The organism is Nocardia sp. NPDC023852 (assembly GCF_040639505.1).
Classification (GTDB): domain Bacteria; phylum Actinomycetota; class Actinomycetes; order Mycobacteriales; family Mycobacteriaceae; genus Nocardia.
Genome location: NZ_JBFAAB010000006.1, coordinates 46,305 through 61,613 on the forward strand (window position 1 = coordinate 46,305; position 15,309 = coordinate 61,613).

The 15,309-nt window shown below is 62.3% G+C and carries 2 protein-coding genes (1 of these 2 cut by a window edge); both read right to left on the reverse strand.

Annotated elements, in window-relative coordinates; translation table 11 throughout:
- Positions 1-198: a hypothetical protein gene (locus AB0H00_RS12930; RefSeq protein WP_357265187.1), complete on the reverse strand. Its 198-nt coding sequence runs from the start codon at positions 196-198 to the stop codon at positions 1-3.
- A protein-coding gene (locus tag AB0H00_RS12935; RefSeq protein ID WP_357265189.1) for a GNAT family N-acetyltransferase crosses the window boundary here: on the reverse strand, positions 195-15,309 show its end. The gene runs 25,913 nt beyond the window's last position; the window shows 15,115 of its 41,028 coding nt (coding positions 25,914-41,028); its start codon lies beyond the right edge, outside the window — the gene reads right to left on this strand; it ends in the stop codon at positions 195-197. Before AB0H00_RS12935 ends, AB0H00_RS12930 begins: the two co-directional genes overlap by 4 nt.

The window sequence follows — 15,309 nt, forward strand, 5'->3', positions numbered from 1 at the left end:
CTACCGCAACTCTCGTGCCTTGCGTTTCCATTCCTCTATCAGGGTACGGTTGTGGATCTCGAATTCTCGGCGGTCGGAATCCGGCCACGTGTCCATGTCCATGTCCAGTTCGCGTGAAGTCACAAACGCCATGAACTCGTCGGCCATGGCCTTGCTGCGTGCGCGGATGAATTCTTCCTCCTCAGGAGTCACGTTCACAGGACCCGCACTCCATACCATGCTGTACCTTTCATCAACGTCTTGCCGAGTTCACGGTCGTCACCGGTCATGCTTGCGAGTTCGTTCGGCGACGGATATTCGATCACTCGCCCGCCGAATCTACGAAGTATGTCATCGAGTTGCGCCTGGTCATCGGGCGAACAATTATCATACATCCTTCGGATCTTATCCGTGATCGAGGAAATGGACCAAGCAAGGAGTTCTGGACTCGTATCGAAGTCGTATCCTGCACGTGCCCAAGCGTATCCCCCGTCGTCCGTCGCAAACACTTTGATCCGATCCACGCCGGACCTACGATAGTAGCCCTCCATCGCGGAGTTGAATGCGGTGGCGAACCCCTGCCCGATGGCATCCTCGTCGAGGTCCATCACACGATTATCGACAACGATTCGACCCCGGTCTTCGTAAATTTTTCGTTCGAGAATGCCGACCATCCCCTTGTCCGGGTCGCGAATCGAGGCATGATATGTAAATCCCACGGCATCCTCCAGATAGTTTGCCCGAGCGATGTGTACATCGTACCGACCATATCTTCGATTCAGCCCAGACAGCGTACCCAGAAGTTTTTTGCCATCGGCAGCCGACCCATGGATGAATTCACCGATCGGCGGCATAGACGACAGGTCCGGGATCCGGAGATTCCTGCCTGAAACGTGCGCGTCGGCTGAGCGGTCCGAGCCAGTGCTGTCATCGGCGGTTCGGCCTGAGTTCCACTGGGGTCCCTTTTCGATCCGTTTCACCAAGCCGCTAGTAGGGGTCTCGGCATTCAGTTCTCGTCTTTGGCTGAGGGATTCCAGCACGCCCTGGTCTGCGACAGCGAGATCGGTCAGGATCAGGTGATGGTCGGTACGGGTGGGTACGACAAGGCCGTATACCGTGAGGAATTCTCGCGTAAAGTACACCCCGTCGGGTGAGCCGTCCCAACCGGGCACAGATTGCGTACCAGGTGGCAAGGCGGGCAGCAGGCCCATAGCCTCGAAGTGCTTCTTGTACACCACGTCAGGGCGCGGGGTATTGATATCACCGCCGATCACTGCAGGCCCTTCGATCATCAGTCGCAGTATCTGCGCGATCTCCGCGGCGTGCTGAATGCCTCCGCCTGCCTCGTAACTATGCCCGAGAACACCTAGCGGTATCGGAAACATATTGACGAATGTAATACCAGCGATCTTGGCACCCTGCACATACCGCGGAAGCGCTTTTACCGGCTCGCCGAACAATGTGAGCGGGAGGTCAGGATCCGGAATCCTTCGCGTCCATGTTTGCTCGAACGGCAATTTGCTCATGATCGCCATGGACAAGTCTTTGTCATCCGACATATGCGATATGGATATTACGGTCTCGTGTATGTAAGGGTAGCCGAGCGCCTTCGCCAGATCTCGGAGGTCAGACTTGGCCAGACCTGGTTGCCCCTCATAGAAAACGCGACCTACTTGCCCTTCCTGAAGAAGGAGGACATCGGGCATCGGGTCCACACTTTCGAGCACCCTGACGAAGTAACCGATGTCCCGCGGATTGTAAGCCCACATGCCATGGGAATAGACGGTCTGCAGTCCGGCGATATTCCAGGTACCGGTACGTAGGGGCCGCCGGAGGTCGGTAGCACTGCTCGAACCGAAACCACGGGCTGCTGCCAGCTCGGGCAAGTCACCGCCTGAGAGGCTCGACTCGACACCAGAGGCCGATGCGCCGACCCTGCTTTGGCCGCCAGTTGTGCCGTCGCCGACTGCCGGAACTGGTTGCGGCCCATTTCCTTTCAGAGATACATCCGGTCGGCCACCGCCATCTTGCGCCTGAATCCGAGCCGCCTGCTCGCTGAACGGCGCCTTCGGACTCATCGAACCCGAAGGCGCAGCTTCGCCCTCCGAGGATTCTCCGATGAAGAAGTCGGCGGGAGTGCCCGAATCGAGCGGAACCGGCCCGTCGTCCTCGACGACCCGTCCGGTGTTGTCCAAGGACAACTCCCGCACAGCAACACCAGACAATTCCGGCGGCGGAACATAATTCGGCTTCAATACCCCCTTACCGGGATCCCGCAACTCAATCCGCTCGATCCCGTCCGCGGACAACCGACGTATCAACCATTTACCATGCCCCATCCAACCGTGCTCACCCGACGCCGTCACCGTCGGATCGAACACCATCACCCCGATATTCGCGCCCGACCCCGGACCCCGGGCATCCAACAACCGCCCCCGAGCCCGCAACCGATCCACGACCTCATGGATATCGGCGCGCTCCCGCGACCGGCCGCCCATCACACCCTCGATGGCACTCACCAACACACCATTCGGGCCGTGCGTGCCCAGCATGCTCGCGATATCACTGCGGCCGTATACCGTCCGGACATCCTCGACCAGCAACGACCCACACTGATGCTGCTCATGCGGCTGCGACCCCGGCTGCCGGTACAGTGCCAACTCACCGTCAGGCACCGACCCGCGGTGCTCGAGGATCGGATAACCGGCACGCATCCTCGCCCAGCTGGCATACGTCTCCGCATGCGACGACACCTCGCCCGTCATCGAAAACCCGTACAGCACCCGCTCCGGTCGCGTCAGCGGCAACGACGAATCGCGTCGGCCGACCTGCGCCCCCTCGGGCAGGGCCTCGAGGGGCAGCAACCGGCGACCGAGCGGAAGCCCGAGAAGACCAAATTTCTTGAACCCGTAGGAAGGAAGTTGGCTTTGCCATTTTCTGAACGTGATCTCGGGCGGAATCACACCCTGCGCACGATAATATTTGTACGCCGCCGTCAGCGCTGCCTGCGTGCCTCGGCTGAGTGCCCAGCCACCGTCATCGTCCACCACGTGGACCCATTCATGCCCGACCACGCGGTCGATCTCAGCAAAATCGAGAACATTGACATGATTCCTGGCGAAAGCCATCGAAAGGTTATGATCCGGGATGTCCGAAGTCGTTGTTCCGAAACTCGAAACGGCGGCAATGACTTCGCGTCCGCCTGGGACCTGGTCTTGAATGTAGATGCGTGTGAGGTTGTACCGTCCGCCATATTCGGCGATTCGGTCGCGAAGAGCGCGGTCGATGGCGGCCACGGTTGTCACCGAAACCTCCTCGTGCTCCCACCCTCTGAACCTGATGTGGTGGTCGAGGAATAGATCGCGAACGATACGAGCCTTCTCCTCCTGCGGATCGGCCAACTGCTTCGCGCCGGAAAGCTCGCGCGTACCGATATCCTTCCCGTCGGCTTCTCCGGTTCCGGACAACGATTCCGACGGTCGAGGTTCGTGGAAATCTGCCCACACCTCGCCCGCTTCGATACCCCATTTCTGAACTACCGATCTGCCTGCGGCCGACTCGAGCAGGTCGACGACATCTGTTCCCACCTCGCTGCGACTGTACAGTGGGGCAAACCATGTCGTCTTCTTCTTGTAGGGGTGCCGAAACGGGGATTCTTGGCCTACCTGCACAGATACGTTCAGCTTTTCGGAGCCGTCCGCCATCGTGGCCGTCAATATCCCAAGCCGCACGAGCAAACCATTGTCGACAAAATTGTGCTCGGCTGCCGTAACGGCATACCTGTCGAGATAATTCAACCCGTCGAGCATCGCTGTGCGTACGAACTCGGTGGTCGTTTCGATCTGCGCCGGGTCATGCCATCCCCGCCCACGCAAGGCTCCGGCCAGCTCGGAAGCGACGTCTGTCACCCACCGTGCCTGTCCCGGAAAGAAATCCACAGTGATATCCAGATCCTGCCCTGACTTCTCCAACTGCTTTCGGAGCACTTCTAATGGCGACCGCGCGACAACGGTCACGCTGCCGTCGCCGACCGTCGGAACCGGTTCCGGCCTGACGGCACGCGGCAGGGTCGTGTGGACACGACCACTGTCACCAGGGTAAATGGATTTCGGGTTCCCAGTAGCCGGACGATTATCTGCCTGGCTTGCTCGGGGGTCAATGACTGCTGCGGCAGGGGCTTTTCCGGGGATTGAGCTCTGCGCTTGCGCGGACGAAGCCGCCGAAGGCCTCACCGATCCGATATCGGAGAGGTCGTGCTTCATCTCGATCAGTTGTGGGGCGCCTTCCACCCAGTGGAGTTGTGACTCTCCGGTGGGTCGGAACCCTGTCCGCAGATATAGGTTTATGGCGTGCTCGTTGTTCTCGCGTACCCAGAGATTGACGGCGCGGTAGTCACGGTCATGGGCCCACTCCAAGGCAGTATGTATCAGTAGATCTCCAGTGCCTGTGCCACGAGCCACTGGATCGACCCTCACCGCTTTCAGCTCCGGTACCTGCTGGTCCTCTCCAAAGGCCAGACGAACTCGCCCAATTGACTTGCCGTTGTGGAACGCGACGAAAGTCTCCCTGTTGTTGAATTCGTTTCGGTAGTCCTGCTCGGTCTTGCTTTCCACTCCTGCGAGGGTGGCGGTGAAGTCGTACGGAAGCGGATCCTGTTCGATGCTTCTCTTCGAAAAGACCCTGTTCACATGCCATTCGTCTGGGACCAACCGACGCACTTCATCGGCCCGTATTTTGAGGAAGACCGGGTCGGCCTCACCCCCTGTGTGAGCTTTCGCCTGCTCGTCGAACGGCACCTTCTTCGCCACCGCGAGACCGTCGGTTCCCCCGAGACCCGGCGTACGGACAGACATGCCGAGATCTTCGGCGGGTGCAGAGGCCGGTGGTTCGTCCTCCGGCGGCTGCGGCAACCCGTCGATGGGCGACGCCGGCCGTCGATCGGCCCATTTCGGTCGGCCCGCTCGTCCCCCAAGACAGGCCTCCGGCAGTGTGATCGGCTGCGGCGAATCCACCGGGATACCGTTCACGGTGTGAATTCCCCACATTCCGGTCAAATCGGAGGTGGATGGTGCCTGCTGCTGCAGCCAATCCGCGAACGGAATGGGATTGCCTCCCAACGCACCATCCGCAACCGCCGCCGACCCGTCCTCGCCAGCCTCGATGACGAAGGCATGACTTCCCACAGCCTTGCCCCCCTTCCCCGGCAACAGACCTTTCAACCGCTCCCAGGGACGACGACGGTACTCGACAACCACCAGAACATGTTTCTTCTCCGCTCGGTCTCCCGGATCAGGCCGGGCGACAACCCAATCCGCGATCTCCTCGAAGCGTTCGACCCGGCGCATCGGCCCACCGGCCCATTGCTCCGCGTCCCACCACCACACCTCACCGGCCAGGGCAGTCCCGGTCGGCGGCACGTTCATCACAGCACTGCCGGTGGCCTCGGCGATGTGGTTGACCGACCAGACAACGCAATTGAGGCGAGGCTCTTCAGATGATCGATAGTCGGCAACCCCATCATCGGGCTCCATCGACCGAGCACCGATCTGCGCCGCCGGCCGCAACCCATCATGCGGCCCAAACGAAGCAGGCGGAGCCACCGGACCACCACGTTTCTGCCCAGCAGGCGGCAGTTCGCCCATGGTGATCCGCGCCAACTGTTGTGGGTCGCCGTCGATCTTGTCTGCCCCCAGTTTTGTCGGATCGACACCGGTGGGCTTGGGCGATGCCTCTGCAGGCACGCCTTGCTTGGATGCGACCGACAGGTGCAGGCCAGCCAAACCGTCCCGATCGGTTGCCGGGCCTACTGTCGTTCCCATGAACGTCACCGCTGTCACGCCCGGTAGGCCGCCGTGTTCGGCCGCGTAACCCACCGCAGGCCCTGCCAAGCCATACGCAACCAGGTGAATCGTCCCCTCCCGCAGGACCTGCCAGCCAACCAACTCGCCCAACAGACCTCGCCCGAACAATCTGGCGGCCTCGGCGCCACGCAGCTTCCTGCCCTCGTGCTGCGGTGGAACCTCCGCACCGATTCGCAGCACCACCGCCCCCGACTCCTGCCCGCGCTGCATCTCCGCGTACCCGTCAATCGCGCGTGGTACAAGTGTCCGGCGGGCATACTCGAGCAGATCGGGACACGATTTCCCCTGCAGGACATGCACCTCACAATGGGCAGCGTCGAAGTCTCCGATGACTATCGTCAGCTCGGTCACCCGCGGCTCGGCTTCGTGACTCACTCGATAAGACAACACACTGACCTGCGTACCGAGCGGACAACGCGCCTCTGCCTCCTGAACAAGACCTTTCGCGTCTTCGAACCCTCGCCCCGGCGCATCCCCCCATCGACTCACATCCTGATGTAGTTGCCACCGATTGATCGCATTTCGCACTGACGTCGGAATGCCCGGCAGATTGCCCAATATGCGGGCGTAATCGAACACCAACCCGCTTGCGGCGGCGCTCGTTTTGCTGCTCTTCAGCTCCTGATACAACCGCTCGACAGCCTCCGCCTGAGCGCGGGCAGCTAAAATTAAAGCTTCGTCAGAACCCCAGACGACCGCCGAAACACTCACCAGGTGCTCATGGCCCAACTTCATCAACTCGAGCTGGGCCGCCGCGCCCTGCGTCGGCGTCCGCTCCAACACGCGGCCGTCGGAGTCGACCTCCCCATTCACCAGATCAAGGGCGCGCGTACGCCATTTGACAGCCACGTCATCCAGGGGACTGTCGTTGTGGGATAAGACGGCAACCGACGCCGAAACATCGGTCCGCTCGCGGATGACCACATGGGCGACCGGTGAATCGTCCATATCGGGTTCGTTGTAGTGGAATACCGATATGCCGACTTCCCGTTGTCCCGCTGGTCCGGATATATCGATTTCCAGTCGCCCGGTCTCGATTCCGCCCACGGAGGCTTTACCCGCCTGCAGAACCTGGGCGACACCAGCCTGCATCTCAGCGGCCGAGATTTCCGACAAGTGGCCGGCCAGCCCCTCGATCACAAGGTTCAGGTCCTGGACTCGAGTGGGTCCGCCGCACAACACCACAAGCAACTGCGCACCCTCGTCGGACCCCGCGTTGTCGCCATGTGGGATACGCAGTCTCACCGTTCCCGCAAGCCGATGCCCGCCTCGCTCCCGTAGCGCTACGACCGCAGCATGGAAATCGGTCGATCCTTCGGCCGCCGCGTGCGACACCATGAACATCACACGGCTAGCATCCGGAACGCTCGACCCGTACGACAGCAGAAGCGTCGCCGCGTGCGCTGACAACGCATTCGCGAACTGCGGATTATCCTCCGCCAAAGCGAGCAGGGTCGTCATATGCTCGCCCTTCGGCACGGCGACCACCAGCACGCCGCCCGCACCGCCCGCCGGATCCGGGAAATATCCGACGCCGTTGTTCCACTGCTGCCCGTCGCCCCTGCTGTCGAGCTCCGCCGCGACGACGCGGCTCGTGAGCACCGCGTCTCGCGCGCTCCGGGCATCCGACATAGCGGTTGCCACCTGTTCATGCTGCTCGACGAGATCGAAGAACTCCCGAATGTCGGACTCCCGCTGAAGAATTTCGGCTCGGACCGAGGCATCAGCGTCCGACATGGAGACCGATTCCAACTCCATCGGGTCTATACCGAGTTCGCCGGCCACAGCTTCCCGACGGACCGTCACCGGCTCCCACAGCTCCACGAATGCCTGTCGGCGGGCTTCGGGATCAGCACCCAAGCCCAGCCGGCCCGGATTCGACACACCGAGCCGGTCGGCGAGGGCATCGCGCTTCTGTCGCCACACCCGCAGCTGTTCGGCGGCATTGTCCACAAGCCGCACCACGTCCTCGTACTCACGAAGCCCTTCCGGCGACAACACCACCCGCGGAAGGGAACGATGGACCGAGCCCTCGGCGGACTCCCGCTCGATGACATGCGCCGCATTCCCCACCTCCTCGCCACCGGCCTCCGCGACGTGCGAGGTCTGCGATTCGGGCACGATATGCGGGCCCGGCTCCACGTGGTGGTGGGTCGGCCGAACAGCGTGGACGAACGGCCCACCGTGCGCGTCGATGACGACATGGCGGTAGTGGAATCGGGCGTTGCGGCGTGTCAGCTCTTCGCGAATCTCGGGCGCCACCGTTTCCAGTACTCGATCCAGACCCGACACCGGCCCCACCACGAACACCTGCGGCGGTTCGCCATCGGCCTCCACTACCGCCACACCAGGGGCCAGTTGTCGTCCCCCCTGCGCCTCGATTACGTCCCGCTGGATCAACTCATGCGCGATCGCCGTTGCCGCCTCGGCGCGCACGGTGCGTTCGGCGGCGTACGCGTAATCGAATAATATGAAGCACCCCAGAATGTCATTGCCGAGATTTTCGACGTGGAAGGCTTCGGCTTCCGCCCTCTCTTTCTGGTTGGACAGCGGCGGCTGATCCCGGAATGTGTGGGCCCGGGCCTGGTACTCGGCGATCAGGCGAGCAACAGCCGTCTTCAGCTCACGCAGGCTCAGGTTGTCCGGATCCTCCACTCCGAGCAGGCGAGCCCGCTCGACAATATGGTCGAACACCCGCCTGCGCTTGGTCGCGGCTTCGGTGATCCGCCGGCCCCACTTATGCAACTCGGCGTTGGCCGCCTGGGTCGGTTCATATACCCGCGGATCACCTACCGACACCCAGTCAGGGCGCCCGCGTTGGCGTTCCGCTGAATTCCCTCCTAGCTCTTCGACCATCTGATCGTGCACAGGAAGAACCTGCCCCAGCTGTGCACCCAAGCGCACGCACTCGTCGGCGTACTGGAGTAGGAAGTGCAGATTTCGGTAGCGCACCGCATCGTGTCGCTTCTGGTAGATCTCAGAAGCCCGGTCCCAATCCTTTCTCGTTCCGCCCGTCGGTCGCCGCCATTCGGTATCCCACTCATCCTTGGCTCGCTGCACCGATCCAACAGTGGGTCTACCCGTGGGGGAGGTACCGGCCAGTTGCTCTGTCAGCGCTGCGAACTCACGACGTAACGACTCGAGCCTCGAATTCAACTCCGCCGGCTTCACGACGCACAGTTCGGCCCATCTGTCCCGCAGGTTCCGGACCCGAGTCAGCTCGTCGAGCCAACGAACCGTCGCATCCACGTCCTCGACAGGCTCGATGGCGTTCGACTGTCGCTGTGGCTGCCTTATTTCGTTCTCTGTAGCACCGGAATCGACCCGCTCCAACGACGATATGGCCATCGACTCACGAACACGTGGGTCGAGGGTCGCAGCCACATCTTTATAGTCCTCGAAAGCACTGACCAACTTCTCGACGTCACTCCGCGAATACCGCGAGTCGGCTCGCACAGCCTCGATCTGCTGCACCATTCGCCACGCGTTGGTAGGCCGTGCATCGATACCGAACTCCGCAGCGACCAGCCGCAACCGGCATCCTTGCTGGTGGTAGCGGGCCTTGGCGTGAGCCAGTTCGAGTCGACTGATCTGCGAGTCGAGATCATTATCCGTGTCGATCCCCTCGACCGATGCCGCACGCTGCCGTTCGAGACCGGCCAACTCGAGTCGAGCTTGCTCCGCACGAAGCCGACCGATCTCCATCCCCATCCGCTCGAGCTCGAAAGGAAGCTCGAGCATCCGGCCGATCTCGAGGTAAGCCGTTACCGCATTGACCAGTTTCCCGATATCACTGGATCCCGCAGTCGCACCCAGCAGCCGCCATTCGGCCAATGGATCCCCACCCGCCACGACCTCACCGCCCGGCTGCAGGTTCTGCTCCGTCACCCCGAACAGTTTGGCCAAGTCTGGGTAATGGTAGTGAGCACGACTAGTACGCCCATAGTCGAGCTGCAATTTCGAGACCAAGACCTCGAAATTGACCCCGCGTACGATCGTGCGCTTATCGAAATCGACAAGCCCACCTGTTCTCAGCCTTTGCGTGAAATCCTGCCAACCCGCATGGCCCAGAGTCCGCAATCCGTTTTGCAGACTATCGATCACCCGAGACAGCTGCTGCCGTGGCGGCCACCCCTTCCGGAACAGCCGAGTGAGCTCTACGGTCTTGATTTCGAACTCGCGCTGCAAAGCATTCAATTCCGCCGACCCCAGGGACAAGGACTGCGGATCCCAACCCCACATCTCGGCCAATCGATCGAGTTCGCCTTTCGACTCGGCACGCGCCTTCTCCAGGGTCCTGGCCTGCTGATCCAGCTCGCCGATCGGATCGAAAGAACCCTCTGTCGCGGAATTCACCGCGTCGACACCGTCGTCGGGACTGCTGGCACCGGATGGGTGCCCCGACAAAAACAACCCGCCACGTCGGACAAGTGCGTGGTACGGGTCTTCCCCTGGTGGCTTCCCGCGATCGGCATGACCATTCGCCGACATGTTGACGTTCACGCTCGGCAGCGGGGGCCCATCGCGGCCATCAGCGGCCACCGCATCCGCGACATCATGGCCGCTGTCCCCCGACTGGTCGAGCTCGAGTGCTGCTGGTTGGCTCGTGAACACGATCCAATCGGCCGCGTCCCCCACCGGCTCCGCCGAAAATACACCGGTCTTTTCCAACAGGAGCAGCTGCGTGGGCAAACCCGTGACGACAACTCGGATACGCTTTCGAGCACCCAATTCCGCAAGTCGATCCACAAGCATGCCCACTGCTTCTCCCTCCCCTGTCCAGCGGACCGGGCTGTAGAGGTAGAAGACTGTGCAGTCAGGAAGAGCGCCATCGAGCGCGTCCGTGTTCACGATGTCCACGTGCAACAAGCCCAGCTTGCTTGCGCGCGCAGCGGCATCGCGCGCGTATTCGGGTTCGATCTCGATCCCGACCACCCGTTGGGCCAAGGTAGCCAGCGCGAAGAACAGGCAGGCCCTACCGCGGGCCGCGCCGATGTCGCACACGGAATCGTCGGCAGTCAAGTTCAGTACCCTGCAGACCGTGATCAGGGCGGCGAGCTTCGACGGCTGCGGCCCGCTAATCTCCGGCCGCCCTTCGATCACCCTAGACAGATCGGCATACGGCTCGGCTTTACGCGCCCCCAGCGGAGTGTCGTGATCCTCGAATTCCGGCAGTTCCACGACGCGATCGAAAAAGTAATCCGCCCATTTTCCGTAGCCGAGTTCCGTCAATTCCACGAGCTCGCGGAGCCAGGCTGCCCGCGCAGCAGGGTCCGCATTTGAGCCGAACACTTGGTTCCGTATGTGGCGGAAGACCGGGTCGTCCTCATCGTCACGCCGCGCCACAGTCCCGGCAACAGGCGCCTGCGCCTTCGATTGTGCCGCCACCACCGTCGGCGATTCATCGAAGGCAGCGAACAATTCGCCGGGCGCGTGCTGGGCGGCCAGTCCGGGTTGGTGCACCGCCAGGCCGGATCGGCTACCGGTGTCACCGGAATCGGCGAGCTGTGTCCACTGGTCGAGCGTGGTGAGAATAGGTGTCCCTGGAGGGCCGAGGGGCGGGCCGGAAGGGAAACGCGTCAAATTCCCCTGGCCGGAAAGCCACGCATACACGCCGGGCTTGGTATCCATCCCACCTAAATGGCCGACTTCTTCGCCTGGAACCATATAAAGTCGCCCTTGTCCAGGCGAAAACTGCCCGGCGATCCTCTCGGCATACGCCGGCGGCGTAAACCCGTCCCCGCTGGCAGTCCAGACGATAACTTCACACTTTATGTCACTGAATTCAAACCCCCAGTCCCCATTCTTTCTGTTCATGTCCCCATCCCAGCCCGCAGTACCCTCCCTCAGACCTTCAGCGTAACTTCGACAGAGGTCCTCCGAATATTTTTCGACAATCTCCCTGTCTACCTCGCCGAGTTGATCACGAGGAATACCGATAATCGTCATCGGATCGGTAGGATTTTTGTAGAAGTCTTCGCGTCGTTTCGCTCTCACCTCGTCGAGCCGCTTACCCTTGTCGGCTTGCTGAGTAGTGCCCACGTCGTACTTGTCCCCCATCAGGGCAGCAGGCGCGTTAGGGACGAGAAGCGCGACCCGCGTGACCCGATCGGGCAATCCGGCAGCCGCTGCCGCCGCATACGCGGACCCGCCCGATCGACCGACGACGGCGAACCTATCGATACCAAGGTGGTCGGCGATCGCTCGGATGTGCGTTGCGCCCGAGGCGACATCGAGACCCTCCTGCGGGTCCGAGCCGCCATAACCCGGCCTGTCATACGTGATCAGACGCACCTTCAGTCGATCGAGCAGCTCGGCTGGAGCAGTGTCTACGCGACTGCCGGGCGATCCGTGAAGTTGGAATATCGGCGCCCCGTCTTCCGGACCTTCGACGCGACACTGCAACCTGCACCCGTTCGGGAGGGTGACAACGAAATCTCCAGGATGCTTAACAGCGACGCCTGTCTCGGGTCCGGACCGCACGGTATCCGCATCGTCGTGCTCCGTCGGCCGATCCTTGCTGGACGCGCCGACAGAGAAGTCGTGGTCGCTGGTCCGCACGATGCCGTCGGCGTCGGCGACTTCCACCCGCTCACCGTTGGAGTCGAGGAACGTGCCGAACACTTGGCGACCGGCAGACTCCCGCGCAGGCACGAAATTGGGTTGGAGCACACCCTTGCCCGGGTCGCGCTGCTCGATCCGCACGGTTCCTGCCGCGTCCACCCGACGAACCAGCCAATACGCGTGGCCGAGATCTCCGTGTTCCCGGCCCTGTCCGGTGTACGTCGGATCGAACACCAGAAGCCCCACCTCCCGGCCGCTGCCCGGATTCTCCGCGTCGAGCCGTGCACCCCATCCCCGCAGCCGGGCCACGGCCTCGCCGATATCCGTGAAAACCTGTTTCGGCCCACCCATCTTCTTCTCGATACTGCTGACCAGCACTCCCTCGGGCCCGGTGGTGAACCCGTCGAGATCGTCCCTGCCCGTCACAGCGCCGATGTCCCGCGTCGTCAACAAACCGCACAGGTTGTGCTCATGCGGCCACGGCACATCCGGGCGCTCGTACCTCCCGTCGCCCTCGGCGGCGGGCGCCGGGCCACGCACTTTCGCGAACAGCCGCCGCAGCCAACCTCGGCTCTCGTCGGCAACCGACACCCCCAACCGGTCGACCCGGTGCGCCTCCGCCCAAGCCGCCATGGTGTTCGCGAACTCTTCCGCGTCGAGTCGATGCGACAACGCGTGCACCACCCGCGCCGGATCGGTCAACGGCAGCGACACGTCCACCGCCCCGGCCACGCTCCCCTCCGCCAACACCTCCATGTCCTTCCACCCCTTCGCCGGGTCACCGCCGACGAAGACATAGCGTGGAAGCCGCTTCACCCAAGCGTCGAATCCGGTGTACCGCGGTATCAACCCGCGGCTGCAATAAACGTCGAAGGCCTTTTTCAACCCCTCTCGCATGCTGTCGTCGAACACAATACGGCGATATTGATCCACTACATGGACGAATTCATGGCGTAGGACAGCGGCGATCAGATCCCCCGGCGATCGGCTCAACAAGCCAGCCGCCTGCGACTTCCGCAATGCCTTCGCCGACCTTTTTTGGTCGACCACCACCCTTCGATCGATCGCGATGGCTGAGTAGTAATTATCGTCCTTCCCGCCATAACGGGACCCGCAAAAATACATTTCTGCCGTACGCCACCCACCGTCGCGTCTCAGTGAATTCTTATCGACGAAGCGCACTTCTCGAAGATTGTGCCTGCCACCGTATTCCGCGATCAGGTCGCGCAATGTGCGATCGGCGGAGGCCAGGGCGTCCACGCGGACATCCGAGTACTCCCATCCGAGCAACCGGACATGGTGATCGTCGTACAGTTTCTCAACCACCTGTTTCTTGACCTCGAAAACCCTGGCCAGGCGGTCCGATGGCTCGGCATCCTCACCGCCGTCGACGGGACGCCGCACCGATTCGTCCACGACGCGCGGCTCTTCGAAATGCGCCCAGACTTCCCCGTGCGGCTCCACCCCCGACCGCGTGGCAGCCCTCAGCGAACGGTAGACCTCCGCACCCACCGCGTTGGCACTGTGGTGTGGAACAAGCACTTCCAGATCTTTGGCGACTGATTCATCGAGCGGCCCCCGTGGGCGGTATTGATCGCATTCGACGGACACGTGCAGCGATCGGACATCGGCATCCGCCGATAATCGCACCGTCAACAGCAGCCGTGGCGATGACACCATTTCGCGGACGGTGACCTTTACCGAATCCATTCCGGGGCGAGAACCTAAGTATCTAAAGTCGAACGCCTTCATACCTTCGAACTGCTTCAACTCCTCCGGTGCGGGGAAGTCCGCCACGAATCGCAGCGCGTCGAGTCCGGCGTTACGCACCACCTCCATCGCCGCGGCGATCCGATCCTCGTCACGCCAGCCCGACTCCCGCAGCTTGTCCCCCAACGCCAACGCGGCCACCTCCACCGCCCGCCCATCACCCCAACCGAACGCCACGGTCGCTGCCGGCCGCTCTGCCGACAAGCCTTGAATTCGTTGCACGAGAGGGGATTCGCTCGGATCCATGGTGGCAATACGGCTTTCCACCACGGCGTCGTGTGCGGCGATATCCCGCTCCACCGAACGAACAGATTCCGATGCGTCGGAATAGTTTCTCAGCGCCGAGGACAACTCCCGATAGGCGCTATCCGGAATCCGCCCCTTCCACATCTCCATCTCGGCCTCAGCCCGGGCCCCCGACTCCAGCGCCACCAGATCAGCGCCCGCCGCAGCGGCGACATCCCGCAGTACATGCAGCGCTTCCCCCCATAGCAACACCGCGCGGGCATGCTTCTCCAACAGCGCGTGTCGCCACGGCGTCGCGTACATCGACACGTCACCGAATTCCTCGAGCCGACCGACCATGGCGGCAACCTCGCGGTAACGATCCGAGTTCAAGATCTCCAGGTCGGCGTCCGCCTTGCCAGCTGTCTTCGCCAATTCCGCCGCTGCCTCAGCCCGTTCGGCGATCAGATCCTCGTAGGCCTGCCGATAGACGTCGCTGACGGAGCGAGTTGTCGCGTCGTCCCGTACCGAACCCGAACCGGGACCTGTGGTGGACAGGCTCGACGCCACACTCGACGACGTTCCTCCCTGCGGTGCCGCTACATCCCCCGGCACGGTCTGTGCATCCGGTGCCGCTACCGGTTCGGCGCCCCGGGTAGTGCCTGCGGCTGAGCCCTGCGAAACCGGGGCGGGATCATGTGGTGATGCACCAGGATGTGAGGAAGACGACGTGGACTCAGTGTCGGAAACGAGCCGATCCGATCGACGCGGGGAGCGTGGTTGGTCGCGGGCGGAATCAGGCCGAATCCGTCCCACCTCGGTATCCCATCGGGTGACCGCATCTGCCAGCCCGGCATCGAGATCGTCGTTGAGCCGACGTTGCCAAGTCTGGTGTTCGACGATTCGGTCG